This is a genomic window from Bradyrhizobium sp. 14AA, assembly GCF_054185205.1.
On the sequence record NZ_JAVAYM010000016.1, the window covers coordinates 19,268 to 44,484 of the forward strand.

24 protein-coding genes and 1 tRNA gene are annotated in these 25,217 nt (G+C 64.6%); 6 read left to right on the forward strand and 19 right to left on the reverse strand.

Going from position 1 to position 25,217, the window contains the following annotated elements; all coding sequences use genetic code 11:
* Positions 1-61 precede the first annotated feature (61 nt).
* The 3 genes from RAD15_RS26090 to RAD15_RS26100 all read right to left on the reverse strand — a co-directional run bounded on the left by RAD15_RS26090 (position 62) and on the right by RAD15_RS26100 (position 4,081).
* Entirely contained in the window at positions 62-556 is a 495-nt protein-coding gene (locus RAD15_RS26090) for a hypothetical protein (protein ID WP_458181063.1), read from the reverse strand.
* Positions 557-884: 328 nt separating this feature from the next.
* Complete coding sequence (locus tag RAD15_RS26095; protein WP_458181065.1) at positions 885-1,145, reverse strand: hypothetical protein; 261 nt, start codon at positions 1,143-1,145, stop codon at positions 885-887.
* Positions 1,146-1,477: 332 nt separating this feature from the next.
* Entirely contained in the window at positions 1,478-4,081 is a 2,604-nt protein-coding gene (locus tag RAD15_RS26100; protein ID WP_458181066.1) for a bifunctional diguanylate cyclase/phosphodiesterase, read from the reverse strand.
* A 557-nt stretch (positions 4,082-4,638) separates the two neighbouring features.
* Here RAD15_RS26100 and RAD15_RS26105 point away from each other — a divergent pair.
* From RAD15_RS26105 to RAD15_RS26120, 4 genes are all read left to right on the forward strand, one after another.
* Positions 4,639-5,109: an aminoacyl-tRNA deacylase gene (locus RAD15_RS26105; RefSeq protein WP_458181067.1), complete on the forward strand. Its 471-nt coding sequence runs from the start codon at positions 4,639-4,641 to the stop codon at positions 5,107-5,109.
* Between the two features lie 104 nt (positions 5,110-5,213).
* Positions 5,214-5,633 (forward strand): CBS domain-containing protein, encoded by a 420-nt coding sequence (locus RAD15_RS26110; protein ID WP_458181068.1) that lies wholly within the window; start codon positions 5,214-5,216, stop codon positions 5,631-5,633.
* Between the two features lie 499 nt (positions 5,634-6,132).
* Positions 6,133-7,875: an ethylbenzene dehydrogenase-related protein gene (locus tag RAD15_RS26115; RefSeq protein ID WP_458181070.1), complete on the forward strand. Its 1,743-nt coding sequence runs from the start codon at positions 6,133-6,135 to the stop codon at positions 7,873-7,875.
* Positions 7,876-7,929: 54 nt separating this feature from the next.
* On the forward strand, positions 7,930-8,940 hold the full coding sequence (locus RAD15_RS26120; RefSeq protein WP_458181071.1) for a 2Fe-2S iron-sulfur cluster-binding protein: 1,011 nt from the start codon (positions 7,930-7,932) through the stop codon (positions 8,938-8,940).
* A 47-nt stretch (positions 8,941-8,987) separates the two neighbouring features.
* On the opposite strand, the gene RAD15_RS26125 is transcribed toward RAD15_RS26120, so the two are convergent.
* The gene (locus RAD15_RS26125) at positions 8,988-9,791 is read right to left on the reverse strand and encodes a substrate-binding domain-containing protein (RefSeq protein WP_458181072.1); all 804 of its coding nucleotides are present in this window, start codon (positions 9,789-9,791) and stop codon (positions 8,988-8,990) included.
* 386 nt (positions 9,792-10,177) lie between these two features.
* Here RAD15_RS26125 and RAD15_RS26130 point away from each other — a divergent pair, with 386 nt between their 5' ends.
* Positions 10,178-12,667, forward strand: a complete 2,490-nt coding sequence (locus RAD15_RS26130; protein WP_458181073.1) for a bifunctional diguanylate cyclase/phosphodiesterase — start codon at positions 10,178-10,180, stop codon at positions 12,665-12,667.
* 96 nt (positions 12,668-12,763) lie between these two features.
* Here the strand turns inward: RAD15_RS26130 and RAD15_RS26135 are convergent.
* From RAD15_RS26135 to RAD15_RS26175, 9 genes are all read right to left on the reverse strand, one after another.
* Positions 12,764-12,839 (reverse strand) — tRNA-Phe (locus RAD15_RS26135).
* 186 nt (positions 12,840-13,025) lie between these two features.
* Complete coding sequence (gene yacG, locus RAD15_RS26140; protein ID WP_458181074.1) at positions 13,026-13,208, reverse strand: DNA gyrase inhibitor YacG; 183 nt, start codon at positions 13,206-13,208, stop codon at positions 13,026-13,028.
* A 156-nt stretch (positions 13,209-13,364) separates the two neighbouring features.
* Positions 13,365-13,994, reverse strand: coding sequence for a Maf-like protein (locus RAD15_RS26145; RefSeq protein ID WP_458181075.1), 630 nt, complete (start codon positions 13,992-13,994; stop codon positions 13,365-13,367).
* Positions 13,995-14,149: 155 nt separating this feature from the next.
* Entirely contained in the window at positions 14,150-14,617 is a 468-nt protein-coding gene (locus RAD15_RS26150; RefSeq protein WP_458181076.1) for an arsenate-mycothiol transferase ArsC, read from the reverse strand.
* A 6-nt stretch (positions 14,618-14,623) separates the two neighbouring features.
* Positions 14,624-15,121 (reverse strand): UPF0262 family protein, encoded by a 498-nt coding sequence (locus tag RAD15_RS26155; RefSeq protein ID WP_458181077.1) that lies wholly within the window; start codon positions 15,119-15,121, stop codon positions 14,624-14,626.
* Entirely contained in the window at positions 15,118-16,413 is a 1,296-nt protein-coding gene (gene hisD, locus RAD15_RS26160; protein WP_458181078.1) for a histidinol dehydrogenase, read from the reverse strand. Before hisD ends, RAD15_RS26155 begins: the two co-directional genes overlap by 4 nt.
* 150 nt (positions 16,414-16,563) lie before the next feature.
* Positions 16,564-17,013: a DUF2948 family protein gene (locus RAD15_RS26165; protein WP_458181079.1), complete on the reverse strand. Its 450-nt coding sequence runs from the start codon at positions 17,011-17,013 to the stop codon at positions 16,564-16,566.
* 82 nt (positions 17,014-17,095) lie between these two features.
* Positions 17,096-17,755, reverse strand: a complete 660-nt coding sequence (locus RAD15_RS26170; protein WP_458181231.1) for an epimerase — start codon at positions 17,753-17,755, stop codon at positions 17,096-17,098.
* A 26-nt stretch (positions 17,756-17,781) separates the two neighbouring features.
* Positions 17,782-18,720, reverse strand: coding sequence for an SDR family oxidoreductase (locus RAD15_RS26175; RefSeq protein WP_458181080.1), 939 nt, complete (start codon positions 18,718-18,720; stop codon positions 17,782-17,784).
* Positions 18,721-18,810: 90 nt separating this feature from the next.
* On the opposite strand from RAD15_RS26175, the gene RAD15_RS26180 reads away from it, so the two are divergent.
* Positions 18,811-19,452 carry a TetR/AcrR family transcriptional regulator gene (locus RAD15_RS26180; protein ID WP_458181081.1) on the forward strand — a complete coding sequence of 214 codons (642 nt, stop codon included), beginning with the start codon at positions 18,811-18,813 and terminating at the stop codon, positions 19,450-19,452.
* A gap of 94 nt (positions 19,453-19,546) precedes the next feature.
* Here the strand turns inward: RAD15_RS26180 and RAD15_RS26185 are convergent, their stop codons facing one another.
* The 6 genes from RAD15_RS26185 to RAD15_RS26210 are packed head-to-tail and all read right to left on the reverse strand — an operon-like array spanning position 19,547 to position 25,050.
* Positions 19,547-20,524: an ABC transporter ATP-binding protein gene (locus tag RAD15_RS26185; protein ID WP_458181082.1), complete on the reverse strand. Its 978-nt coding sequence runs from the start codon at positions 20,522-20,524 to the stop codon at positions 19,547-19,549.
* Positions 20,521-21,936: an amidase gene (locus RAD15_RS26190; protein ID WP_458181083.1), complete on the reverse strand. Its 1,416-nt coding sequence runs from the start codon at positions 21,934-21,936 to the stop codon at positions 20,521-20,523. The genes RAD15_RS26185 and RAD15_RS26190 overlap by 4 nt, the downstream gene beginning before the upstream one ends.
* The gene (locus tag RAD15_RS26195; RefSeq protein WP_458181084.1) at positions 21,933-22,130 is read right to left on the reverse strand and encodes a hypothetical protein; all 198 of its coding nucleotides are present in this window, start codon (positions 22,128-22,130) and stop codon (positions 21,933-21,935) included. Before RAD15_RS26195 ends, RAD15_RS26190 begins: the two co-directional genes overlap by 4 nt.
* Complete coding sequence (locus RAD15_RS26200; protein WP_458181085.1) at positions 22,127-23,188, reverse strand: ABC transporter ATP-binding protein; 1,062 nt, start codon at positions 23,186-23,188, stop codon at positions 22,127-22,129. The genes RAD15_RS26195 and RAD15_RS26200 overlap by 4 nt, the downstream gene beginning before the upstream one ends.
* 3 nt (positions 23,189-23,191) lie before the next feature.
* Positions 23,192-24,094, reverse strand: a complete 903-nt coding sequence (locus RAD15_RS26205) for an ABC transporter permease (protein WP_458181086.1) — start codon at positions 24,092-24,094, stop codon at positions 23,192-23,194.
* A 2-nt stretch (positions 24,095-24,096) separates the two neighbouring features.
* Entirely contained in the window at positions 24,097-25,050 is a 954-nt protein-coding gene (locus RAD15_RS26210; RefSeq protein WP_458181088.1) for an ABC transporter permease, read from the reverse strand.
* Positions 25,051-25,217 lie beyond the last annotated feature (167 nt).

The following is a 25,217-nucleotide window of genomic DNA, read 5'->3' on the forward strand; positions in this document are numbered from 1 at the left end:
GCAGCACGAAACCCGGATTCCGCTTCGCTCCATCCGGGCTACGCACCGCAGGCGTAATGCTCTACTTCAGCGCCAGGCTGCTGCAATACGCCGAGGTTTCACCGGAGCGCCAGCCGGTGATGCGTCCGGCCTCCTTGCACTCGTCGTAGGTCTTGTAGTTGCCGACGTTGCGGCACGTGAACGAGTACACGCCGCCGGAAACGTTGCAGCCGACCCAGGGCTGATTGCCCGTCTTGAAGCTCGATTGGCAGCCGCCGACGCAGCTGCCGGTGGCGGCGGCGAGCTTGGCGAGCTTCGCGGCATCCGACATCGGCGCAGGCGAGGCCGTTGCCGGGATTGGCGAGGTTGCGACAGACCGGGTGCTGCGGGTCGCTGCGTGATGCACCGGCTTGTGAGGCCTCGCCACCTGCTTCGGCGCGTCGACCGTGATGCCGGGAAGCTGGGTGTCGGCAGGTGTCGGTTGCGACATGGCCGTGCCGTTCAGGCCGAGTAGCAGCAGTGCAATCGAGGGGATAGCGACAACGGGACGCGCAGCGAAGCGTGACGACAACGTCATGGCCGGATCCTTCCAAATGCGAAGACAGTCAATTCCATCGCCCGGGCGAAACGATATCACGCGTCAACCGAAGTTGCATCGTCGAATCCTGCAACTTGATGCGAATCTACAATCTCGCGATCGACGTAGCGTCTGCCGCAATTTTGGTCACGCACCCCACAGATCGAGCGCCGGACACCGGCCCGATCCAGAGCGCCGCCGACCTGTTCGTGGCGTCGGCCTCCGGGCCGCCGCACATGCCTCACGTTGCGCTCAACCAGCTCTACGATCTGACGCCGGCCGAGATCCGCGAAGTCGCTGACGTTTCCGGTCTGATCGGAACTCGCTCTCAAGCCGCCTGTGACGTGGATCTCGCGCGCTCCTCGAGCACGCCGATCGTGGCGACCAAATTGTCGCGACGCGCACGAAGGTTTTGCGCAAGCAGCGGATAGGTCGGCTGCAGCGCGTCGAACACCCCGGCGCGCGCTTCTTCCTCGAGAATATCGGTATTCAGGAGCCGAACGCGCCACCACAAATCGGCGATCAACGCATCGAGCCGGAGTTCACCTGCATGTTCGCCTGTAGAACCAGAATGGGACACTTGTTGCATTGCTTTGCCTCAACCTGAAACGGCCTCCCCGCTGGGGCCGGGATTTGGCGTTGACTGAGCAAGCGGGATGCCAAGGGCGGTGCTTGGCCGGAGAGGCATCGGCATCCCGATCCCTCCCCAGCGGTGACCCTCTCGTCGCACGTTATGCCGCTACGGCGCAGCCAGATGCGGTCCGGCTTGATTCACGGGCCGCCGCCGCGCCGTTCGTTGCGTCGGCTTCCGGGCCGCCGCGACTGCCTCACAATGCTCTGAACCCGCTCCATCATCGCTCGTCACGACCCCGCGGCCGGGGCGCGACATCGTGAACAGGCGCGGCGGTTCTGATGCTCGCCTCACGCCACGGCCTGGCGTCGCCGCCGCGGGACCGGGCTTTGCAATGGCAGGTCGGCCAGGGGCACGGGCCTGCTGAAGAAGTAACCCTGACCAAGCGCGATTCCGAGCGAATGCACCCTTGCGACCTGTTCGGAGGTCTCGATACCCTCGGCGACGATCGAAAGCTTCAACGTCTTCGCAAGCTGCACGATGGACTTCAGTACGGCGACGGTCTCGCAGCGGTCGATCCTGTCGATAAAGGACTTGTCGATCTTGACCTTGTCGAACGGAAAGGCCGTCAGATAGGACAATGACGAATAACCGACACCGAAATCGTCAAGTGCAATGGATACGCCGAGCGCCTTGAGGCGCTCGAGGGTCTTGAGGTTTTCCTGGGTATCGGCGAGAAACACGCTCTCGGTGATCTCGAGTTCGAGCCGGTTTTCCGGAAGTCCGCTCTGCGCCAGCGCCGACGTCACGGAGTCGACAAGGTTCGTGCCGGCGAATTGCAGGGCGGAGAGGTTGACGGCGACCTTGACATCGCCCGGCATGGTCATCGCATCGCGACACGCCTTGGCCAGCACCTGATTGCCGAGCTCGACGATCAGTCCGCTCGCCTCCGCCACCGCAATGAACTCGACGGGCGGAATGAAGCCTCTGGTGCCGTGATGCCAGCGCGCCAGGGCCTCGACCGATTTCGCACGGCCAGTGCCGAGCTCAATCACGGGCTGATAGAACACGTCGATCTCCTCGCGCCAGATCGCCTCGCGAAGCTCGATCTCGAGGACGTTGCGCTGATCCGCTTCGGCCTTGAGCTCCGCCGAGTAGACATGGAAGCAGTTTCGGCCGGCGTTCTTCGACTTGTAGAGCGCAAGATCGGCGTTGCGAAGGATCTCATCGACCCGCGTGCCATGCTCGGGCGCCATGGCGACGCCGATGCTGCAGCCGATCACGACGAGATGGCCGTCGATGTGATAGGGCTCGGCGATGGCCTGAACCAGCCGCGCCGCGAGCGTCGCGGCGCCATCCTGCATCGAGACCTCGCCTGCTGCCACGATCACGGCAAACTCGTCACCGCCGATCCGCGCCGCAGTATCGACGTCACGGATCTGCGCCTTGATCCGGCCGGCAACCTGCTTCAGCAACGCGTCGCCGCATTGGTGACCGAGCGCGTCATTGACGGATTTGAACTTGTCGAGATCCAGCAGGAGCACGGCGAACGGTGCATCGGATGGATGCCTCGCGAGCGCTTCGTCGATGCGCTCCTTGAACAGGTTACGATTGGCGAGGCCCGTCAGGCTGTCGTAATGCGCTAATCTCTCGATCCGGTCCTCGGATGCCTTGCGCGCGGTGACGTCTTCATGGGTGGCGACCCAGCCCCCGCCTTCGCGCCGGCCGTAGGAGACATAGACAAAGCGCCCGTCCGGAAACTGCACGGTGCTCGAGATGTGCTCCGACTTGGCGAGCCGTCTCTTCAAACCGGCAAGGTAAGCCTCGACGTCGAGCACGGAGGTCTGTTTTGCAAACACCTCCCGGAAATCCATGCCGATCCGAATCTCCTCCGGCGCAAGCCCATAGAGCTCGAGCCATTGTCGATTGAACGCGATCAGGCGGTCGCGGCCGTCGAACATGCTCAACCCCTGAGGAAGGTTTCTGAGCGCGTCTTCGAACTTGCTCGCAAAATCGCGCAGCTCGCCCTGGGCGCGATCGAGCGCCCTTTGTCGCCGCCAGTGGAACATCGTGGCGATCAGGATGATGAATGTGAGCAGCATCGCGCCGCCGAGATAGATCTTCTGCCTGGAAGCGGAGCGTGAATAGATTTCCTGCTCCGAAATACCCACGGTGAAGATGAGCGGAAAGACGCGCGATCTGCGCGCGGTGACCAGTCTGTCGCTGCGGTTCGGACGGTTTTCGTTCCAGTATTGTGCGTGGACGTTGTCCCCCAGCTCGCTTTCGACGCGGTTCGGCGCGCGCTGCCCCAACACGGTGCCCTGGTCGATGCCCCGCGCGGCGAGCACGACATAGTCTGTATTTCTGAGGACCAGCGTTCCACCGACGCCGAGCTTTGCGGTGTCATAGAACCTGCCGACGACATCGACGCTGATCGAGCCGACGACCACGCCTGCCGGATTCCTGGCGAGATCGTACAGCTTTCTTGCGAGCTGGATGGTCCATTTGTTCGAGGCCCGCCCCAACACCGGCTTCGCAACGTAGAGGCGATCATCGGCCTGCGACATGACGTTGCTGAAATGCTCGCGATCGCCGAGATAGAGCGGCGGACCGGCATAGCCCGTCGTCGTATCGATCAGGTAGCCGTCCAGTCCGATCAGCGAGAACTGAACCACGTCGCCGGTCGCGATGCGCGCCTTGTCGGCCCAGAATTTCAGGCTGAAGGTCAGCGGATCCGGAGCGTAAAGTGCGCGCACCACCAGCAACGACTGGTCCACGCGCTCAAAGATGCGCTCGGTATTTTCCTCGAACAATTCGGCGGCGCTATTGCCCTGCAACCGCGCCTGCTCGACGGCATCCGCCCGTTCCGATGACGTGATCGCGAAGTACCCGATCCAGACGAGGGGCAGGAAGAACAATGCGATCTGCAGCGGGGCATTCCGCAGAATTGTCATCACAACCTTGCGAACTGATCTGCCGAGAATCACGATGCACACACCCGCATCAGCTGCCGGGGCAGATCATTGCTTGCCGCCAAGATGGCATCGCGATGTCCGCCCCGATTGCTCGGGGCCGCACGGCCGCAAGCTTTCAGTATTGTCAACCGAGGATGTGAGCCTAGGAGCAACAGCCTTAAGTTTTGGTTCGGAGAAATCTCAATTTTTTAGTTTACGACACCCGTACGAACACGGACGTCGGCCGTTTCCGAGCAACCTGACGGTATCACCCTGATCGGCACCGGTATTTTCGCGGCCCTGTCGTTCCGCCGGGCGGCACGATTCGAACCTCCGACCTGGAGCCGCTTCCGTTCCGATTGCGTCGGAACGGGGCGCTAGATTCTTGTTTTGACGCGTTTTCTTCACGCAAACCAGTGTCCACTGCGCTGGAAAACGCACTGATTGCGGCATTCGAGGGCAAGGCTTATGCTGAAGCCCGGCAATCAAGCGGCCGCCCATCGTGCGGCGGGCAGCCTCACGGTGGGTGGCTCACATACCCGTCGAAAGGCCACGCCATGACCATTGCCCCCACACTGCACCGATATCTGGCTGCCGAGAACATCGAGTATGCCGAGATCCCACACGCTCTTACCATGTCATCCGCGCGCACGGCGCAGGCCTGCCGCGTCTCGGGCGATCATCTCGCCAAGGCCGTCGTGCTGCGGCATGACGGCGGCTATATGCTCGCAATCGTGCCGGCGTCGCACCATCTCAACCTGCCGGACTTGAAGGAGAGGCTGGGCGAGGATCTCGTGATGGCCAACGAGACCGAGATCAACCGGCTGTTCGTGGACTGCGCGCACGGAGCCGTTCCGGCGGTCGGCCGGTGCTACGGGCTCGATCTCATCGTCGACGACAGCATCTGCGCCCAACCCAAGGTCTATATCGAAGCCGGCGATCACGAGACGCTGCTTCAGCTCACCGCTGCGCAGTTCGCGCGCCTGACGGCCGGTGCACCGCATGGACGCTTCAGCATGCACGACTAACGCGGCGCGATGTTCCCCGGCACGCCGTCGCGGCGCGCGTGCGGTGGCGTCCGGTTCGTTGTATAGTCACGTCACGGGGGCTGCGTTCGCAACGGAGGTCCTCCATGAAGGTCAAGGACGTGATGCACAAGGGCGTCGATTGGGTCAGCCCCAACACCCCGATCGCCGAGATCGCGAAGTTGATGCAAGGGCGCGACATCGGCTGCATTCCGATTGGCGAAGACGACCAGTTGATCGGGATGGTGACTGATCGCGACATCGTCTGCAAAGGCCTTGCGCGCAAGGACTTCAACGCCGCGGGCATGACAGCGCGGGACGTGATGACCGAAGGCATCCATTGCTGCCGGGAAGACGACGATCTGGCGAAGGCCGTTCATCACATGGAGACGCTGAAGATCCGCAGGCTGCCCGTGATCAACAAGAGCAAGCGGATGGTCGGCATGATCAGCCTTGGTGATGTCGGCCAATTCGCCACCGTTGATCTGTTGACCCAATGCGTCAAGGGCGTGTCGGCCCATCATTGATGGCAACGCCGGCTCGATTCCGCGGCTGCAAACACCCGCGGCCGCGGAGCCCGCTCGCGCGTGCATTGAATGCACGTCGCTGCCCCGAGGTTGGCGTCAGGCCGAGGCGACGGCGTCCCTCGATGGATGGTGCACCAGTCAGAACAGAACCACGAACTCGTATATAATTGAAATTGCTATATAAATTCAAGCTGCGCGGGAGCGTCGGCTACCTACGCCCCCAACCGTTTGCGCCGAGTGTGCGATGGACGCGGCTTGGCGACCCGCGCAACGGCCGCGCTCTGAGGTGCCCCAGCACCAGAGCTAGGCGGAATTAGAGACCAGACTTCGAGACTGGCGCATGCCCCGAGGGCGGCTCGTTGGCCGACCGCATTGATTGGGATAATGATCGTTGCCGGTCGCCTTGGCTTCTTCGGCGACCACGCCCACTCGCCAAATCCCCACTGCTTCGCAGCCTTTCCGGCGCAACTGCTGGTTTACCGCGGGTAAGCTTTATGCAATGAACGATGTCGCCGCTCGAACGAACGCCGATGCCTTGACCGAGAAACGCCTCGCTCAAACAAAGACTCGAGAAAGCCCGCCACGCACCGATGTCGGGACGATCATCCTCCATTGGGCGACCGCGCTCGCGTTCGTCGTAAGCCTCGTTACCGGCATACGCATCGCAGCGGACGCGCTGCACGCCCCCTTCTCGAAATGGCTCGCTCCGGTCCTGCCGCAGGGCGAGATCTTTTCCTGGCATTTCCTCGCGGGGCTCGCCGTCTTCTTCTGCGGGTCGGCCTACGTCGCCTACCTCGCGCGCAGCGGCCTCGTCGAGCGCAACAGCCCCAAGAAGACGCGGATCCTCGCGATGCGCGCCCCGGCTCGCCTCAAATGGGGAGCCGTCAACGTCATCCTGCACTGGTTCGTCTATGCGCTCGTGATCTTCCTCACGGGGACGGGCGTCATGATGTATCTCGGCTATGGCGGCTGGTGGGCTTATCTCCACTCGATCGCCGCCTTCGTCGCGCTCGCCTATATCTTCGCGCATGTCGCCGCGCATTATCTCTATGGCGGCTGGCAGCAGATTTTCCGCGTGTTTCGGCCGACGCCGCTCGCGATCACGAAGGCCGTGCGGCCGAGGCCTCTTCTCGTCGCCGCTGCAATCGGGGTGGTAATCGCGTGCGGTGTCGCCGGGCTCGACTGGGCGACGCGCGATACGCTCGTCGTCGCGCGGGTGAGCGCCGCGCCCAAGCTGGACGGGGCCATGGGCGATCCCGCCTGGTCGCGCGCGCGCCCCGTCTTCATTCGCACGCAGCAGGGTGCCAATCTCGACGGATCGGGCGAATCGCTGGTGGAAGTGCGCGCCCTGCACGACGGGCAGAAGATCTATTTCGCCTTCCGCTGGGAGGATCCCACGCGCTCCCTGCGCCGCATTCCGATCATCAAGAAAGAGGATGGCTGGCACGTCCTCGACGAGCGTGCGGGCCTGCAAGACGCCGTCGACTTCTACGAGGACAAATTGTCGGTCATTTTCTCCGATAATCCAGCGCTCGGCGGCGCAGGCGCGACGGATCTCGGCGCCAACCCGCTGCCCGGCAAACCGATGCCGATCAACGGCCGGGGCTTCCACTACACGACGGATGGCAGCTACATAGACATGTGGCAGTGGAAGGCGTCGCGCGGGGGCATGCTCGGGCGCGTCGACAGCCAATATATCGGCCCACCCTACGCCCCGACCCTGGACGAGCAGAATTACAATGCCCGCTATCAGGGCGGCTATTGGAATAAGCCTGGCCGCAGTCTTTATTCGTATAACTTCAAGTTCATCCACCGGGACGACAAAGGGCCCGTCACGGTTCTGCGGCTTCCCAAGGACTGGAAGGCGCAGGTCGCAGCCCTCGGCAAATTCGATCTCAATCCCAACAGCAGCGACGACGAGAACGGCCGCTGGTACATGTTCGACCGGGAGAGCGAACCCTACACACCAGAGGCCGACGCCAGGATTCCCGTTGGCACGATCCTGCCCGGCGTGATTATTGCCGGCGACAACGACGGAGAGCGGGCCAATGTCACCGGGGTTTCAAGATGGAGCAACGGACATTGGACGCTCGAGCTGACGCGCAACATGAAAAGCGATGGCAGATATGACAAAGCCTTCGTGCCAGGCCACGATCTCTACATGTGGGTCGCTGTCTTCGACCATACACAGACGCGGCATGCGAGCCATAACCGCCCGGTGCGTGTCGTACCGCAGAAATAGGCGTCTCATGGGGGGCGACGTGCTCGACCGGAGGCCACTCCTAGAGGCCTCGCGATGAAGAGGCATTGTCGGCTCGTCATCAACGGCAAGCTCGTCGAAGCCCGCGCCGGCGAAAGCCTGATCGACGCGGCGCTCGGCGGCTCGATTCTCGTTCCTCACGACTGCAGATCGGGACAATGTCAGAGCTGCCGGGTGACGGTCGTTTCGGGCTCGGTCGATGACGGCGGCTCGGGCCATGGCCGCACTGTGCTCGCCTGCCAGGCCGCGGTCGCAGGCGATGCTGAGATCGAATTCGAAGAATTGCCGCTACCGGTGAAGCGGGCGGGCGCCGTCACCGAGATCAACGAGCTCTCGCCGGAGATCGCCGAAGTCGTGCTGACGACCTCAGCGCCGCTCGAGTTTCGGCCGGGCCAATATGTGCGCGTCAAGTTTTCCGGCTATCCGTCGCGCGAGTACAGCCCGACCTTCAGGCTCGATGGTTCCTTCAAGCAAGTCGAAATGGTCTTCCACATCCGGCGCCTGCGCGACGGCACCGTGTCGGGGCAGCTCGGCAAGTCCATCAGGCGCGGCCATGCGGCGCATGTGCAAGGCCCCTTCGGACAAGCCTATCTACGACAGGGCCAGGGGCCGCTGGTGCTGGTCGCCGGCGGAGCCGGCTGGGCCCCGATCTGGGCGCTCGCCCGCTCGGCGCGCTCGACCCAGCGCAACCGCGAGATGGCGATCGTCGCCGGCAGCCGGGATGTCGATAATCTCTATATGCTTCCCTCGTTGCAGTGGCTGATCGACGACGGTGTCCGCGACGTTATTGCGACGACGGAGGTCGGGTCTACCCTGCAGATCAGGCCCGGGCGCCCATCGCACTACCTGCCCCTGCTTGGGCTGGAGGATACGGTCTACGTCGCCGGCCCCGTTGGTCTCGTCGAGATCGTGAAGAACAAGGCGCGCTCGGCCAATGCGCAATGCTACGCCGATCCTTTCCTGCCGAGCTCTCAAACCCCATCGCTGATGGACAAAGTCGCCCGTCTATGGCGAAGCCGGGAGCAGCCTCATCGCCCCGGTCTGTGAGCCGATGCCGAGTTCAGCAACGCCGGCGGCCGCCGAGCCCCGGCGCCTCATGGCTTGACGGGCAGACTACCGAGGTTGGTGATGACGTCGGCTGCCTTCTTCGCATCGGCAAAGCGTAGAAAGGCCAGGGCATCCGGATCCTGCAGCGTATTTAAATAGATCAGCGCCAGCACCACGCTCGAGGGATAATCCGCGTCCGTCGGGTAATGGCCGTCCACGCGAAGCACCGTGAGCCCCTGTTCCAACGGCCGCGAGAAAGGACCGAAGCCGATCGCGCCTTGAACATCGCGAACCGTCTCGATCGCTTCCTGTGTGGTCGTTGCTATCTTCGATTTCTCGGTGATCTCGAGATCATTCCAGCCGGGCATGCTGGCCCGTAGCACGGTGAGAGTGCTGTCCTGGTCCTCGCGCCGCACGACGCGGATGCGCATATCGGCGCCGCCGAGCTCCTTCCAATTCGCAACGCGGCCCGAATAGATCGCAACGAGCTGAGCGCTTGTGACGGCACTCACCCCGCAGCCGGGATGGACGATGAAAGCCGAGGGCAGGCGGGCGATCGCCTTGTAGACGATGCCGGAAGCCGCTTCGGCGTCGGTCAGGCGGCGTGCGACGCGCCCTAAGATCGCCTTACCGGACCCCACGGCCGCGATGCCTCCGCCAGAACCGATGCTCGGCGGGACCTCGACCAGTGCCGATCCTTCCTGCTGCATGAAGCTCGCGGCGATGGCGCGCAGGACATCGATGCCGTCTCCGGTCCCGACGATGTCGAGCCTGCGTGTTTCGGCGCCAGCGGCATTCACCGCCGCAAGGCAAAGGCCCAAAAGGGCTGCCATTGTCCTCGAAAATGCCATTGCAGACCCCTTCGAACCACGAGGTGCACAATCTGGCAAAGAAACCTAAACCTTCTGTTGTCGCAACGCCGTGCCTTTTGGAATCATCAGTGTGGCGAACAGAATGTGAAAGCACACAATCTGATGGTTTCGAAAAACCAATTGGTAATTAACTAGCCACAAATAGACGACAAATAGACGATTTAGAGGGTTTCACTCGCCTAAATTCGGCGCCTGGAAGACTAGTCAGTGGGGCCTCAGTGAGCGACACTGATCGGTCCCCGCAAGTTCAGGGGCTGGCAGTGGTGGCGACTGACACCGATATGGCGAAGGCATCGAGGGCGCCGCCCCGCTGGCGTCGTTGGGCCGTTCCGCCCGGGCCTCCAGGTTTCCCCTCGTCTATCGCCATGCGCCTTGTTGCCGTCGTGCTCGCGACCGGCGTGCTCGGGCTCGGCCTCATCGGTGGCTTGACGGCGCTACGCCTGCAGCAGCAACTGGGGCAGCAGGCTGCGGCACTGGGTGAACTCTCGGAAGACCAGCTCGCTCATCGCCTCGACGGCGAGGCGCAGTTGGCGCGAGCGCGAATCGAGGTCCTCGGCGCGGAAACCGCATCACGCCTGCGTCAGATCGCTCAGCGCGCCGATATCGCAAAGGCGGTCGCCTCGAACAACGATGTGACTATCCGCGAGCTGCTCAGCATCGTTGCTTCGACCTCCGGCTTCGAAAGGCTGATCGCCTTCGACGAAACCGGCCGCGTGATCGGTGCCAACACGCCCCTCGACCTCCTCGCTCTGAACGGGGCGATCGAGGGGACCGACCTCTCTGTCAATCTCAGGTCGATCCTCAAGCACAATAGCCGCTCGCACCCGCGGGGTGAGGAAGGCACCTATGAGCTCAAATTGGGTGAATTGTCAGCGCTTGGCCTGACGCAGCGCCACACTATAGCGCACACCGCAATCGAGCCCGTGTTCGACGACTTCGGCGACCTCATCGGCGCGCTTGTTGCCATCCGACCGCTCGGGCGGACGGAACGGACTCTCGAGAACTTCACTTCGCTAGCTAATGCCGGCGTGGTCATCATCACGGGTGACAACGAGATCGTGTCTTCCGCGGGGCCTGAAGGGGTGAAATTCAGCGGCGCCAGGACGCGTTTGGGCGGGCTGCAGCGCTCGGATGACGGCAACTACGTCGCGCGCTGTGTCGAATATGAGGCGACGCTCAAGGTGTGTACGTTCGCGAGCGCGTCGCTCGTGACGACGACACGCGATCAGATGTTCCAGATCGGCGCCGCCCATACCCGTTCGCTGATGTGGCAGTTCCTGGCATCCGCGGCGCTGGCGCTCGGTGCCTTGGTCGTCGCGCTATTGGCCGCCGTAAGGCACCTGACGAAAGGACTTTCGGCGCTCGCCAAGACCGCCCAGGAAATCGCGGGAGGCAATCTCGACGTTCCGTTCCGCGCAACGGGCATCGGCGAGGTTCGCGGCCTCGGCCTCGCATTCGAGCGAATGCTGACGCATTTGCGGGCCAGCACGCGAAGAATTCGTCAGCTCGCTTTCTACGATACGGTGAGCCGCATTCCCAATCGGGAGAAGATGCGCCTCGATGCGCCGGCGCTCATCGACGCTGAAGAAGGTGGAGCGCTGTTCTTCCTCGACCTCGATGGCTTCAAATCCATCAACGACACTTTCGGGCACAAGGCTGGCGACGAGCTGCTCAAGATGGTGGCTGAGCGCTTAAGCAATTTTCTGACGTCCAAGATCGCGGCCGGCAAAAGTCTGCTCGCCCGGGTCGGGGGCGACGAGTTCGTCGCCATCATCGCTGGGGTGAAGACGGTCGAGGCCGCGAGCCTCTGCGCCCGCGAGATGATCGAGACGCTGCAGGTTTCCTTCAAGCTCCAGAGCAACCATGCGACTATCGGCGTCAGCATCGGCGTTGCGATCTGGCCCACCCACGGCACAACATATGACGATCTCCTGATCCGCGCCGACCTGGCGATGTACGTCGCGAAGAGCTCGGGGCGCAACACCCACGCGTTCTTCACTCCGGATCTCGCAGAGGTCGCGCGTGCCCGGCATGCGCTCGAAACCGATCTCGCCTTGGCGATCCGCAATGAAGAGCTCGTCGTCCATTACCAGCCCAAGGTGTCCTGCTTGGATGGCCGCATCCTGGGGGTGGAGGCGCTGGCCCGCTGGCATCATCCGAAGGAGGGCAACATTCCTCCTCAGCGTTTCATCAAGATCGCGGAAGAGATCGGCCTCATCATGGAGATCGACCGCTTTGTGCTCAGGCGCGCGCTCGCCGAAATCGGGGACTTGATCCGGGCCGGCTCAAACCTCGTGCTCGCCGTAAATGTCGCGGCGTCGGAAATCGAGGACCCGCTGTTCATCAAGGATATCGTCACGACCGTTCGCGAAGCCAACTTCCCGCCGCCCCACCTCGAGATCGAGGTCACGGAGTCGGTCGCGATGCGCAATCCTGATGTCGTGCGCGAGAGAATAAGCCTGCTCAGGCAATTGGGCATACGCTTCGCAATGGATGATTTCGGAGCCGGCTATTCGAATCTTTCGACGATGGCGAGGCTCCCCTTCGACGCCGTGAAGCTCGATCGCACGCTCGTCGCGGGTGTCGCGGAAGACCGAGAGAAGCAGACGATCCTTCGCCTGGCGCTCGGACTTGCGGACGAATTGGGGTTCGAAACGGTCGTGGAAGGCATCGAAACGGCCGAAGACCTTCGGTTCGCGGCCGAAAACGGCGCGACCATGGCGCAAGGTTACATTTTCTCTCCGCCGGTATCGCTCGAAGAGTTCACCGTCCTGCTCCAGCCGGGCCTTTTGGCTTCGGCGGTCGAAGTGGCGCCCTGGCGACAGGGAGTGGAGCGGCAGGCTGCTATCCGCTGAGGCGTCGGCGACGACACCGCCGCAGATGCCGATCGGGGACCGAACAGGCCTACGGGAGCTCTGCAATGGCTCGCGGTTTTACCGAATGGTGGGAGATGGTGCCCAGGGGCGGAATCGAACCACCGACACTGCGATTTTCAGTCGCATGCTCTACCAACTGAGCTACCTGGGCGTGCTCCAAGAGAGGGGCCAAAGCCCATCGAGCGGGCGGTTTATAGTGGGCTCGGAGCGGCCTGTCCACCCACGCTTCGCCTTTGGCTTCGCCGGGCGCAGCCCGGCTGTGCACAAGCTGGGGCGGGCTTGCCGCGGTTTTCGCGCGGCGCGTCGACCACCTATATAAGATATTGAAATTACTATATTATTCGACGTCGTCCACGTCGTCGTCGCGACCGGGGATGACGTAGGAGCCCTTCAGCCAGCGGTTCAGGTCGACGTCGCGGCAGCGCGGGGAGCAGAACGGACGGGTGGCTTCCGCCTGCGGCTTGCCGCAGATCGGGCAGGTTTTGAGCGGTCCGGTGGGCTTTTCGACGTGGTCGTCCATGAGGTGCGTAGCTTACACGAGGTGAGGGAGTTCAAGCGCCTGTCGGCAAACGGGTTCCCGGGGCGGCGGCGCAGGCGGGCCCGCCGGAGTCCGGCGCGGCCATTCTACTGTGCATGGGGTTGTTTTCGAGATTTTTGCAGAAGCGGGCTTGTCGGCTCACACCGCGGTGGAGTTGAGCCAGCCGAAGCGGATCGGAAAGCCCTCGCCACCGAGCAGCGTGGTGGTCTCGTAGAGCGGCAGGCCGACCACGTTGGTGTAGGACCCCACCATCTTGACCACGAAGGACCCGGCGATGCCCTGCACGGCGTAGCCGCCGGCTTTGCCGCGCCATTCGCCGGAGCCGATATAGGCCTGGATGTCGTCCTCCGAGAGCCGCTTGAAGCGGACGCGGGTCTCGACCAGGCGCTGGCGGAAGGCCTCGCGCGGCGTCACCAGGGTGATCGCGGTGTAGACGCGGTGGTTGCGGCCCGACAGCAGCCGCAGGCACTGCGCGGCCTCGTCCACGAGGTTGGCCTTGGGCAGGATGCGGCGGCCGACCGCCACCACCGTGTCAGCGGAGAGGATGAAGGCGCCCCTCAGCTCATCGTCCAGCTGCACCGATTTGAGCGCCGCATCGGCCTTGGCCCGCGCGAGGCGATTGGCGCAGGCGCGCGGCAGCTCGCCCCGCTTCGGCGTCTCATCGACGTCGGCCGGCCGGAGCGCGTCCGGCTCGATGCCGGCCTGGTTGAGCAACGACAGGCGGCGCGGCGAACCGGAAGCAAGTACGAATTTGGGGCGGCCAAGCATCAGGTGATTTGGGGGATGAGGCAGGGGTGAATTGCGCGCGGAACCTATCGGAAGGGGGCCGGTTTCACAACCCGGGAACCGGAGGTTTGGTGATTCGAGCTTTCCGACATGGCTGTGCCTGCGGTCTGTGACGCGGGTGTTACGCCCGCCGATTGCTACCCGCTCGCCGCCCCCACCTTGGCAAACCGCTTGCGGATGCGCATCAGGAGCTGGTCGCAGACGTCGCGATAGGCGGCGAGCTTCTGGTCACGGCTGCCTTCGATAGTGGTGGGATCGTGCGTCGGCCAATACTCGACGTCGGCGGCGAGCGTGCGGGTCAGGTCCAGCGCCTTGTGGTGCGCCTCTGGCGAGAGCGTGATGATGAGGTCGAAATTCAGTCCCTCCCAGTCCTCCAGCTCCTCGAAGGTCTGCGGCTTGTGCGTAGAGATGTCCTGGCCGAGCTCGGCCATCACGGCGATCGCGAAAGGATCGAGCTCGCCCTTCCTGGCGCCGGCCGACTTCACGTAGAGCCCTTGCGGAAACATGTGCTGCAACAGGCTCTCGGCCATCGGCGAGCGCACGCTGTTCATCGCGCAGGCGAACAGCACCGATTGCGGATCGCGTGCGCGTGGGGGCGCAGCCATCCGCGTTTACCCCTTCCAGTGCAGGACGGTAATGAGCGTGAACAGCCGGCGCGAGGTCTCGAAGTCGACCCGCACCTTGCCCTTCAGCCGCTCCTGGAGCGTGCGCGATCCCTCGTCATGGATGCCGCGACGGCCCATGTCGATCGCCTCGATCTTGTCCGGGGTCGCGGTGCGGATCGCCTGGTAGTAGCTGTCGCAGATCATGAAATAGTCCTTCACGATCCGCCGGAACGGCGTCAGCGACAACAGATGCGCGACCACGGGCGCGCCGTCCTCGCGGCGGATGTCGAACATCAGGCGGTTGCCGGTGATGCCGATATGCAGCGTGAACGGGCCCTGCCCGTCGGCGCCGTCGGGCGCGAACAGATTCTGCTCGATCAGGTCGTAGATCGCGATCGCGCGCTCATGCTCGATGTCCGGCCCGGAACGGCCGATCGAGTCCTCGTCGAGCGTGACGCCGACGATGCGATTGTTGGAGTCGTCCTGTTCGGGCGGCTTTGTCATGACAGATTGAGGCGCAATCCAATCGAGCGCGAATGGGCGTCCAGCCCCTCCGCTTGTCCGAGCGTCATCGCGGCAGGTCCCAGCGCACGCAGCTGGTCCGGCCCGCATTTCAGGATCGAGGTGCGCTTCATGAAGTCGGCGACCCCGAGCCCCGAGGAGAACCGCGCCGAGCGCGCCGTCGGCAGCACGTGGTTGGAGCCGCCGACATAGTCGCCGATCGCCTCCGGCGTGTGCGGTCCGAGGAAAACCGCGCCGGCATTGCGGATCTTCGCGGCGAGCGCATCGGGATCATCAGTCATGATCTCGAGATGCTCGGCGGCGATCGCGTCCGCGAGCGGGATGGCGTCGTCGAGAGTCTTCACCATGATGATGGCGCCGAAATCGGCCCAGGAGGCACTGGCGATCGCGGTGCGCGGCAGCGTCTTCAACTGCGCCTCGACCGACCTCTCGACATCGGCGGCGAGGCGCGCGGAATCCGTGATCAGGATCGATTGCGCGCTGGCATCGTGCTCGGCCTGCGCCAGCAGGTCGGCGGCGATCCAGTCGGCATTGCCGGTGTCGTCGGCGATGACGAGCACTTCGGAAGGACCGGCGATCATGTCGATGCCGACCTTGCCGAACACCAGCCGTTTTGCAGCGGCGACATAGGCATTGCCGGGCCCGACGATCTTGGCGACCGGCGCGATCGTCGCGGTGCCGTGCGCGAGCGCGGCCACGGCCTGCGCGCCGCCGACACGGTAGATCTCCGTGACGCCGCCGAGCGCGGCTGCGGCCAGCACCAGCGGATTGAGCTTGCCATCCGGCGAGGGCACCACCATCACGAGGCGAGCAACGCCAGCGACCTTCGCGGGCACCGCGTTCATCAGCACCGAGGACGGATAGGCCGCAGTGCCGCCGGGGACGTAGAGGCCGGCGGATTCGATTGCGGTGTAGCGCCAGCCGAGCTCGACGCCGAGCGGGTCGGTGAAGCGCTCGTCCTTCGGCAGCTGACGGCGGTGATAGGTCTCGATGCGGTCGCGCGCGAGCTTGAGCGCATCCAGCGTCGCCGGCTCGCAGGCCTTCACAGCGGCCTCGATCTCGGCGACCGTGATGCGCAAGGAGGCGGCATCCAGTGTCAGCCGATCGAACTTTGCCGTGGCCTCGAGCAGGGCCGGATCGCCCCGCTTCGCCACGTCATCGACGATGGCGCGCGCGGCGGCCTCGACATCGGCCGAGACCTCGCGCTTGGCGGCGAGGAAGGCCGCGAATCGCTGGTCAAAATCGGCGCTGCTGCGGTCGAGGCGAACGGGCATATCTGGCTTGGCTCTGGCTGGTTTCGTGGGTGGATTGGCGCACCAGGTCCCCTGCTCAATGGCGCGGCGGGGAAGCTGCGTCAACCCTTGGCCGTGGGTCGTCCCGGCGAAGGCCAGGACGACGGCTGAATGCGGTGTTGGCATGCCACCTCAGCCCTCCCCCTCGACCTCCAGCCCCGTTCCCAGCTCATCCGCTCCCAAATCGGTCAGCTCGCATTCAAGGCATTCGACGTCGAGGCGGATAGCGCCGCCTTGGGCGAACAAAAGCAGGGCGCTGCCGCCGGGCTCCGCGTCGTGGCCGTCCTGGGGGTGAAACTCGATGCCGACGAGATCCAGGACCTCGTCCGGCGCGGCGAGGTCGATGTTGCGCGACTTGCAGGCGAGCACACGGTCGAAGCGGAGCGCGGCGACCAGCCGGCGCGGCTCGGCCTCGCCCTCCAGCGTCTGCTCCCAGTCCAGCCGGCTCATGCCGACCACAAGCCGCTTTTCGCTCTGCCGCCAGATGATGTCCGAGGCCTGGACACGGGCGTCCTGGACATGGGTCGAGATGACCGCGAGATCGTCGGCATCGAGTGCGATCAGTTTGAGCTGGGGAGACATCGCCAACGCTTCTCCTTCGGGGCGGAACCGGGCTCAACGCGCGCGGGCGGGGAAATTTCCTGCAAACTAACGGGCCGGCGGACTAGAGGCTATTGATATCCGCCATCTCCAGCACCTTCCGCGGATACCCCTCCCGGGCGACCCGGATCATGGCGCGGCCGATCTGCTCGGTCGAGGTGACGAGCGTAGGCGAGAGCCGGCGCAGCACCGACCAGAGTGGCCAGGTTGCGGTGTACACGGCCTGCACCCAGGCGGTCTTGGAACGGGCACCGTGCAGAGGCTGGATCGCGCCGGGGCGGAACATGTAGGCGGCCTTGAACGGCAGCTTGAGCAGATCGTTCTCGGTCTTGCCCTTGATCCGCGCCCACATCCGCGAGCCCTGCCCGGTGGAATCGGTGCCGGCGCCGGTGACGTAGGTGAAAGTCATCTGCGGATTGAGCCGCGCCAGCGTAGTCGCGGCCGCCAGCGTGAGGTCGTAGGTCAGATGACGGTAGCGTTCCTCGCTCATGCCGATCGAGGAGACGCCAAGGCAGAAGAAGCCGGCATCGAAGCCGGTGAGCTGCGGCTCGATCGTGGAATAATTCAGGAAATCATCGTGGATGATCTCGGCGAGCTTGGCGTTGCGCACGCCGGTCGGGCTGCGGCCGACCACGAGCACGCGGTCGATCCCGGGATCGATCAGGCATTCGCGCAGCACACCCTGCCCGACCATGCCGGTCGCGCCGAAGATGATGACTCGCATCGGGACGTCCGCATCGATGTCACGGCTCATGCGGCGGCCGCGATGTCGTCGAAGGACACACCGGTGAGCATCGCCGAGACATCCCACAGCATCGCCGCGGCGGCGAAGTCCTTGGCCTGCGGCATGATCTTCGCCTGCACCGGCGATCCCTTCAGTTCGTAAAACCAGTTCGGACCATAGTAGCCGCCGGGCTCGGCGGCCGGAGAGGTCGCCGCGAACAGGGTCGGCAGCGCACCCTCCGTCGCGGACTGGCTGATCAAAGGCTGCAGCAGCCCACCGACCTGCCACATCAAGGTGTTGCTGCCCGGCCCGTTCGGAATGAGATCGGTCCGCGCGTAGCCGGGATGGGCGGCAAGGCTCGTCACGCCCCAGCCGGCGGCGAGGCTGCGACGCTGCAGCTCCAGCGAGAACATCAGCATTGCCAGCTTGGACTGACAATAGGCCCGCCACGGACGATAGGAATGCTTACCTTGCAGATCATCGAAATTGATCGCGCCGGAGCGGTGCGCGAGGCTCGAGAGGTTGACCACGCGAGGCGCCTTCGCCCGGCGGAGCTGCGGCAACAGGTGCGCCGTCAGCGCGTAATGGCCGAGATAGTTGGTGCCGAGCTGCATCTCGAAACCATCCGCGGTCTGCTGCCGCTTCGGCAGCGCCATCACACCGGCATTGTTGATGAGGAGATCGATCTGCTCGTTACCAGCGGCAAAGCGCCTGGCGAAATCGGCGACGGAGGACAGGCTGGCGAGATCGAGATGCTCGTAGGCGATCAGCGCATTGGGAAAGCGCGCGCAAATGCCCTCGATCGCCCGCAGGCCCTTTGCGTCATTGCGTCCGGTGAGTATGACAATGGCACCGGCGCCCGCCAGCGCCATCGCCGTCTCATAGCCAAGGCCGCCCGTCGCTCCGGTCACGACGGCGGTCTTGCCGCTGAGGGAGGGGATGTCTGCCGTGGTCCAGTCGGTCATGCCATGTCTCCAGGGCTTTCAGGGGGGTGGAAAAGGCCCACGATCGGTCTAAATGTGCACTGAGTGCAACTTTGCAAGAGGTGAAATAGTTTGAAAGCTTCGAAGGCCGTCCGGAAACGCACCAGGTCATTGTCGGCCGGCGGGAAACTGCCGCCGGCTGCAGGCCTGCGCGAGCGCAAACGGCAGGCCACCCGCGAGCGGCTGACCCGCGCGGCGATGGCGCTGTTTCTCGAGCGCGGCTTCGAGGCCACCACGATCGACGACATCGCAGCCGCGGCGGACGTGTCGCGCCGCAGCTTCTTCCATTATTTCGCGTCGAAGGAGGACGTGGTCGCGGCCTGGCAGGAAAATGCCGCCAGTGCGCTGGTCGCGGAAGTCGTCGCACGACCCGCGGGCGAGTCCATGCTGACGGCAGCGGAGAATGCCATCGCGGCCACCGTCAAGCGGCTCGACCCGGCGGAAGCCGCCGCGATGTCACGGCTCAAGCGCGACAATCCCGCGCTTCAGGCACGCGACCAGCTCAAATACGAGAAGATCGAGCGCGCGCTCGCCGACGGGCTTGCCCAGCGCGCCAGCAACAAATCGGACCGGCTGAAGGCGCGGCTCGTCGCCATGATCGCCACCGGCGCGATGCGCGTCGGCGGCGAGAGCTGGATCGGCGAAGGCCTGCACGACAAGCCGGAAGCCTTCGTGAAGCGCACCTTCGATGCGATCAGGGCGATCTTGAAGTGACGTCTTGAAGTGACGTCTTGCCCTCTCCTGGAGGACCCGGCAAGGGAGAGGGAAGCGCAGTAGTGCGCGTGGCGATGGCGGTGGGTAAATCGCGTCAGGTTCGCGACAGCGCCGGCTCCGCCAGCACGCACCGCGCCGCCCGGCCCGGGCCGACCTCCACATTCGCCGGCAGGTGCTCCAGGCAGCGCGGCTCGGCGAGCTTGCAGCGGGGGGCGAAGGAGCAGTTGTGGGGCTTCTCGGCCAGCGAGGGCGGCGTGCCGGGGATGGTTTCGAGGCGGGCACCGCGCTTGGCGCCGTGGATGGTGGAGGCGAGCAGGCCCTTGGCATAGGGATGCACTGGTGAGCGGACGATGTCGCGAAGCGTGCCCTGCTCCACGATCTGGCCGGCATACATCACCGCGACGCGGTCGCAGATCTCGATGGCAACGCCGATATCGTGAGTGACGAAGATGACGGACATGCCGAACTCGCGCTGCAACTCGCGTAACAGCAGAAGGATCTGAATCTGCACGGTGGCATCGAGCGCGGTGGTCGGCTCGTCCGCCAGCAGGATTTTTGGACGGCAGGCGAGCGCCAGCGCGATCATCGCACGCTGGCGCATGCCGCCGGACATCTCGTGCGGATAGGCGTCGAGCCGGCGTCTTGCCGAGGGAATGCGCACGACCTCGAGCATTTCGAGCGCGCGTGCCCTGCCCTCCGCATAGGACTTGCCTTCGTGACGCACCACGCTTTCGGCGATCTGCGCACCGATGGTGTAGACCGGATCGAGCGCCAGTGCCGGCTCCTGGAAGATCATCGAGACGGTCTGGCCGCGGAACGACGACAGCTGCTCGTCGTTCATGGCAAGCAAGTCGCGGCCCATCACGTTGACCTGCCCCGTGATCTGTGTGCGCTTCTTCGGCAACAGCCGCATCAGCGCTCGCAGGGTCACGCTCTTGCCCGAACCGGATTCGCCGAGCAGGCCCAGCACCTCGCCGTCACCGAGCGACAGGCTGAGATCGTTCACGGCATAGACCGTGCGCTCCCCGGTGAAGCGGATGTTGAGGCCTGAGATGTCGACGAGCTTTGTCATGACGGCAGTCTGGGTACCCGGTCGTGATAATCGGTGACGCGCTGGAAGGCGGCGCCGATGGTGAGCAGGGTCGCCTCATCGAAGGAGCGGCCGATCAACTGCATGCCTACAGGCAGGCCGCTCCTGGTGAAGCCCGAGGGTACGGTGAGCGACGGCAGTCCGAGGAAATTCACCGGGCGGGTGAACAGCGTCAGCCGCTGCACCATGGCCGGCGCGTTCGGTCCGCCACCGACGTCGCTCTCCTCGATCGTCGGCGCCGGCACCGGCGAGGCCGGCGCGATCACGGCATCGACGCCCGATGTCGCCGCGTTGTGCGCGGCGAGTGCAGGGCCGCGCCAACGCATCGCCTCGAGATAGGTGATGGCGGGAACGGCTAGACCGTTCTGAAGCCGCATCAGGACCTGCGCGCCATAATCCTGCGGACGCTCGATCATCCAGCGCTTGTGGAAGGCGGCGGCTTCCGCGGCGAGCACGAGCTGGCTTGCCGCGGACAATTGCCGCTGATCGGGCAGCTCGACCTTGACGATGTCGGCGCCCTCGCGCTTGAGCACCGCGATGGTCTCGTCCAGCACGCGCGCGACCTCGCTGTCGAGATCATCGACATAGAAGGACGCGGGCACACCGATCTTGAGGCCCTTCAGCGAGCCCTTGGTCGCCGCGACATAGTCCGACAGCGGCTCATGGCTCGCGGTCGAATCTTCGGGATCGGGACCGGCCATTAGTGCCAGCAGCAGCGCGCAGTCCTCGACGGTGCGGGCCAGCGGGCCGACCGTGTCGAGCGATTGCGACAGCGGCATCGCGCCGGCGCGGCTGACGCGGCTCCAGGTTGTCTTCAAACCCGTGACGCCGCAGAAATGCGCCGGCATGCGAATCGAGCCGCCGGTATCGGAGCCGAGCGCCGCATAGGTCAACCGCGCCGCCACCGCCGAGCCGGAGCCGGATGACGAGCCGCCGGTGATGTGCGCGACGTTCCAGGGATTGCGCACCGGGCCGTAATGGGCGTTGTGGCCGGTCGGGCCATAGGCGAATTCGGCCAGATGCAGCGTGCCGAGGCGGACCTGGCCGGCATCCTTCAACCGCTGCAGCGCCGTGGACGTCACGGTCGGCACGAAATCGCGGCGGATCAGCGAGCCGCAGGTCGCGACATGTCCGGCATCGTAATACATGTCCTTGTGCGCGAGCGGCACGCCATGCAGCGAACCGCGGACGTTACCCTTGGCGAGCTCGGAATCGGCGGCATCGGCCGCCTTCAGCGCGGCCTCCGATTCAACCGACATGAAGGCATTGAGATGCGGCTGCCACTGCGCGATGCGATGGAGCAGCGCGCGCGTCACCTCATGCGAGGACACCTGCTTCATCGCGATCGCACGCGCGACCTCGGTGAGCGTCATCAATGCAGGTTCTGTGCTCATTTCGACACCTTCCGCGCCTGCACGACCGGATAGAGCGCGGGCTCGAGGTCGAACGGCAGCGTGCCGGCGATGGCGGCGAAGCCTTCGAAGGCCGGCCCGATGGAGTTGGAGATGCGCGTCGCAATCTCGTCATCCACGGGGACGCCGGCGATCTGCGCGATCGGCTTGATCTCTTTCGGTGTCGGTCTCGTCATGCGGTTTCCTTTTCCGGCGCGCGGCTATGGCCTGAAGCCGGAATCGCCATGTAGCACGCGGCCTCGTGGCCCATATTATCCAGCGCCGTGAGCTTTGGTGTCGCATTTGCGCAGAGCGGCTCCGCAAACGGACAACGGGTGTGGAAGCGGCAGCCCGGGGGCGGGTCGATCGGGTTGGGCGGATCGCCCGTGATCGGCGGCTTCTCGGTGCGGCGATCAGGGTCGGAGGACGGCATCGCAGCAAGAAGCGCGCGCGTGTAGGGATGCGCAGGGCTGTCCCAGACCTGGTCGACCGGGCCGAGCTCGACGACCTCGCCGAGATACATCACCAGCACGCGATCGCTGATGTAGCGGACGACGTTGAGATCGTGACTGATGAAGAGATAGGTCAGGCCGAACTCGCGCTTGAGGTCGGCGAGAAGATTGAGTACCTGCGCCTCGACGGATTTGTCGAGCGCGGAAACGGCTTCGTCCAGGATTACCAGACGCGGCGACAGCGCCAATGCGCGGGCGATGTTGACGCGCTGGCGCTGGCCGCCAGAAATCTCGTGCGGATAGCGGTTGGCGAAGTTTTCGGGGCGCAGGCCCACTTTGCCGAGCAGCTCGCGTGCCAGCGTCCGCGCCGCACCATCGGCCATGCCGTGGACTTTCGGGCCGAAGGCGATCGACTCCTCGATTGTGAGTCGCGGATTGAGCGAGGCATAGGAGTCCTGGAATACCATCTGCATGCCGCGGCGCAGCTCACGCAAGCTCAACGACTGGCCGACGGTCATGCCGTCATAGATGATATCGCCGGTATCGCGCGGCATCAGATGCATCAGCAGCCGCGCGGTGGTCGACTTGCCGCAGCCGGACTCGCCGACGATGCCGACGGTCTCGCCCTTGGCGACGGCGAAGGAGACGTTGTCCACGGCGCGCACGGTGCGCTTTGCGGCGAAAAGCCCGCCGCGCACGGGAAAGTGCTTTGTCAGGCCGTTGACCTGGAGCAGCGGCTGCGCGACGCCGCCGCGGTCTTCGACCGGCTCCAGCATTTCAACGGATGTGTTGCCTTCGCTCATGGCCTAGTTCCTGATATCCATGGCGCTGCGCAGGCCGTCCGAGAGCAGGTTGAAGCAGATCGAGACCGCGAAGATCATCGCGCCGGGAAGTGCTGCGACCCAGGGATTGACGTAGATCGCGGTGCGCAAGGTGTTCAGCATCAGGCCCCATTCCGGCTCCGGCGGCTTGGTGCCGAGGCCGAGGAAGGAGAGACCGGCGGCCAGGATCATCGAGACCGAAATGAGACTGGTGGCATAGACGAAGATCGCGCCGAGCACGTTGCCGAGGATGTGCACGCGCATGATGGTGAACGGCCCCGCGCCGGAGGCGCGCGCGGCTTCGACGAAGTCCATGTTGCGCACGCCCGTGGTGACGCTCTCGGCGACGCGCGTGATCTGCGGCACGAACACGACCGTCAACGACACGATGGAATTGAGGATGCCGGCGCCCAGCGCGCCGGAGATCGCGATCGCCAGCAGCACGGAGGGAAAGGCGTAGAACACGTCGACCGTGCGCATGATGGCGGTGTTGAGCTTGCCGCCGACATAGCCGGCGATGAGGCCGAGCGAGGTGCCGATGCAGAAGGCGAGGATCACCGGCAGGATGCCGATGACCAGCGACAGCCGCCCGCCATAGACCAACCGCGCCAGCATATCGCGGCCGAGCTCGTCGGTGCCGAGCGGGTAACCGACTGTGCCGATATGGCGAAGGCGGCGGATCATCGAGCCCTTGTAGGGGTCTTCGAGACCGAGCCACGGCGCGAGGATCGCGGAGAGGAAAATCAGCAGCAGCACCAGCGCGCAGGCCATGCTGACCTTGTCGCGCCTGATGCGGCGGCCGACGGTGGCCCAATAGCCGCGCGCCTTGGTGGCGGGCGCGGCCTGGAGCGCGGCATCGGCGGTGGCGGACAACGGAAGCTCGCTCATCGCTAACCCCGCTTGATGCGCGGATCGATCGCGGCTTGCGTGATGTCGACCAGCAGATTGAGAAAGACGAAGAACAGCGCCAGGATCAGGATCGTGCCTTGCAACAGCGGCAGGTCGCGCTGGAAGATCGCGGAGTTGAGCAGGAAGCCCGAGCCCGGCCAGGAGAACACGGTCTCGATCAGGATCGAGCCGCCCAGCATGTAGCCGAGCTGAAGGCCCATCACCGCGAGCGCGGTGGGCGCGGCGTTCTTGATGACGTGACGGAACACGCCGGTTTCGTGCAGGCCTTTTGCGCGCAACGCCTCGACGAAATCCTGCGAGAGAATGTCGCCGGTGAGCGCGCGCACGGTGCGGGTGACGATGCCCATCGGGATCACCGAGGTCGTGATCGCCGGCAGCACCAGATATTTCAGGTGCGCCCAGTCCCAGGCCCAGGAGTTGGAGCCGTTGGGTCCGGCGCCGACTGCCGGCAGCCAGTTCAGCTGCACCGAGAAGATGATGACGAGCACCATGCCGAGCCAGTAATGCGGCACCGAGACGCCGGCGATGGCAAAGGAGGTCGCGACCTTGTCGATCCAGGTCTCGCGGAAATAGCCGGCGATCAGCCCGAGCAGGATGCCCATCGTGAAGCCGATGATGGCGGCGGCAATCGCCAGCGTGACGGTGTTGCTGACGGCGCGCATGACCTCGGCGAGCACGGGACGCCCGGTGGCGATGGAATTGCCGAGATCGCCATGAAGGGCACGAAGCAGCCAAAGCCCGAACTGCACCGGCAGCGGGCGGTCAAAACCGTAGGCGGCGCGGAGCTGCGCCGCGAGCTCCTGCGAGGCGTCTGCGGGGAGCACCGCAACGAGCGGATCGCCCGGCGTGATGTGCACGAGCAGGAAGCACACCAGCGCGACGCTGATGACGATCGGGACGACATAGACGATGCGTCTGGCGATATAGGCGAGCACTTTTTTCTCTCTTCCTTCTCCCCTTGTGGGAGAAGGTGGCGCGCAAGCGCCGGATGAGGGGTTGTTTCCGCGGATTCTATTGTAACGGTCGAGGGGTCAGCTCCCGCAGAGAGAGACCCCTCACCCGGCTTCGCTGCCGCGAAGCCACCCTCTCCCACAAGGGGAGA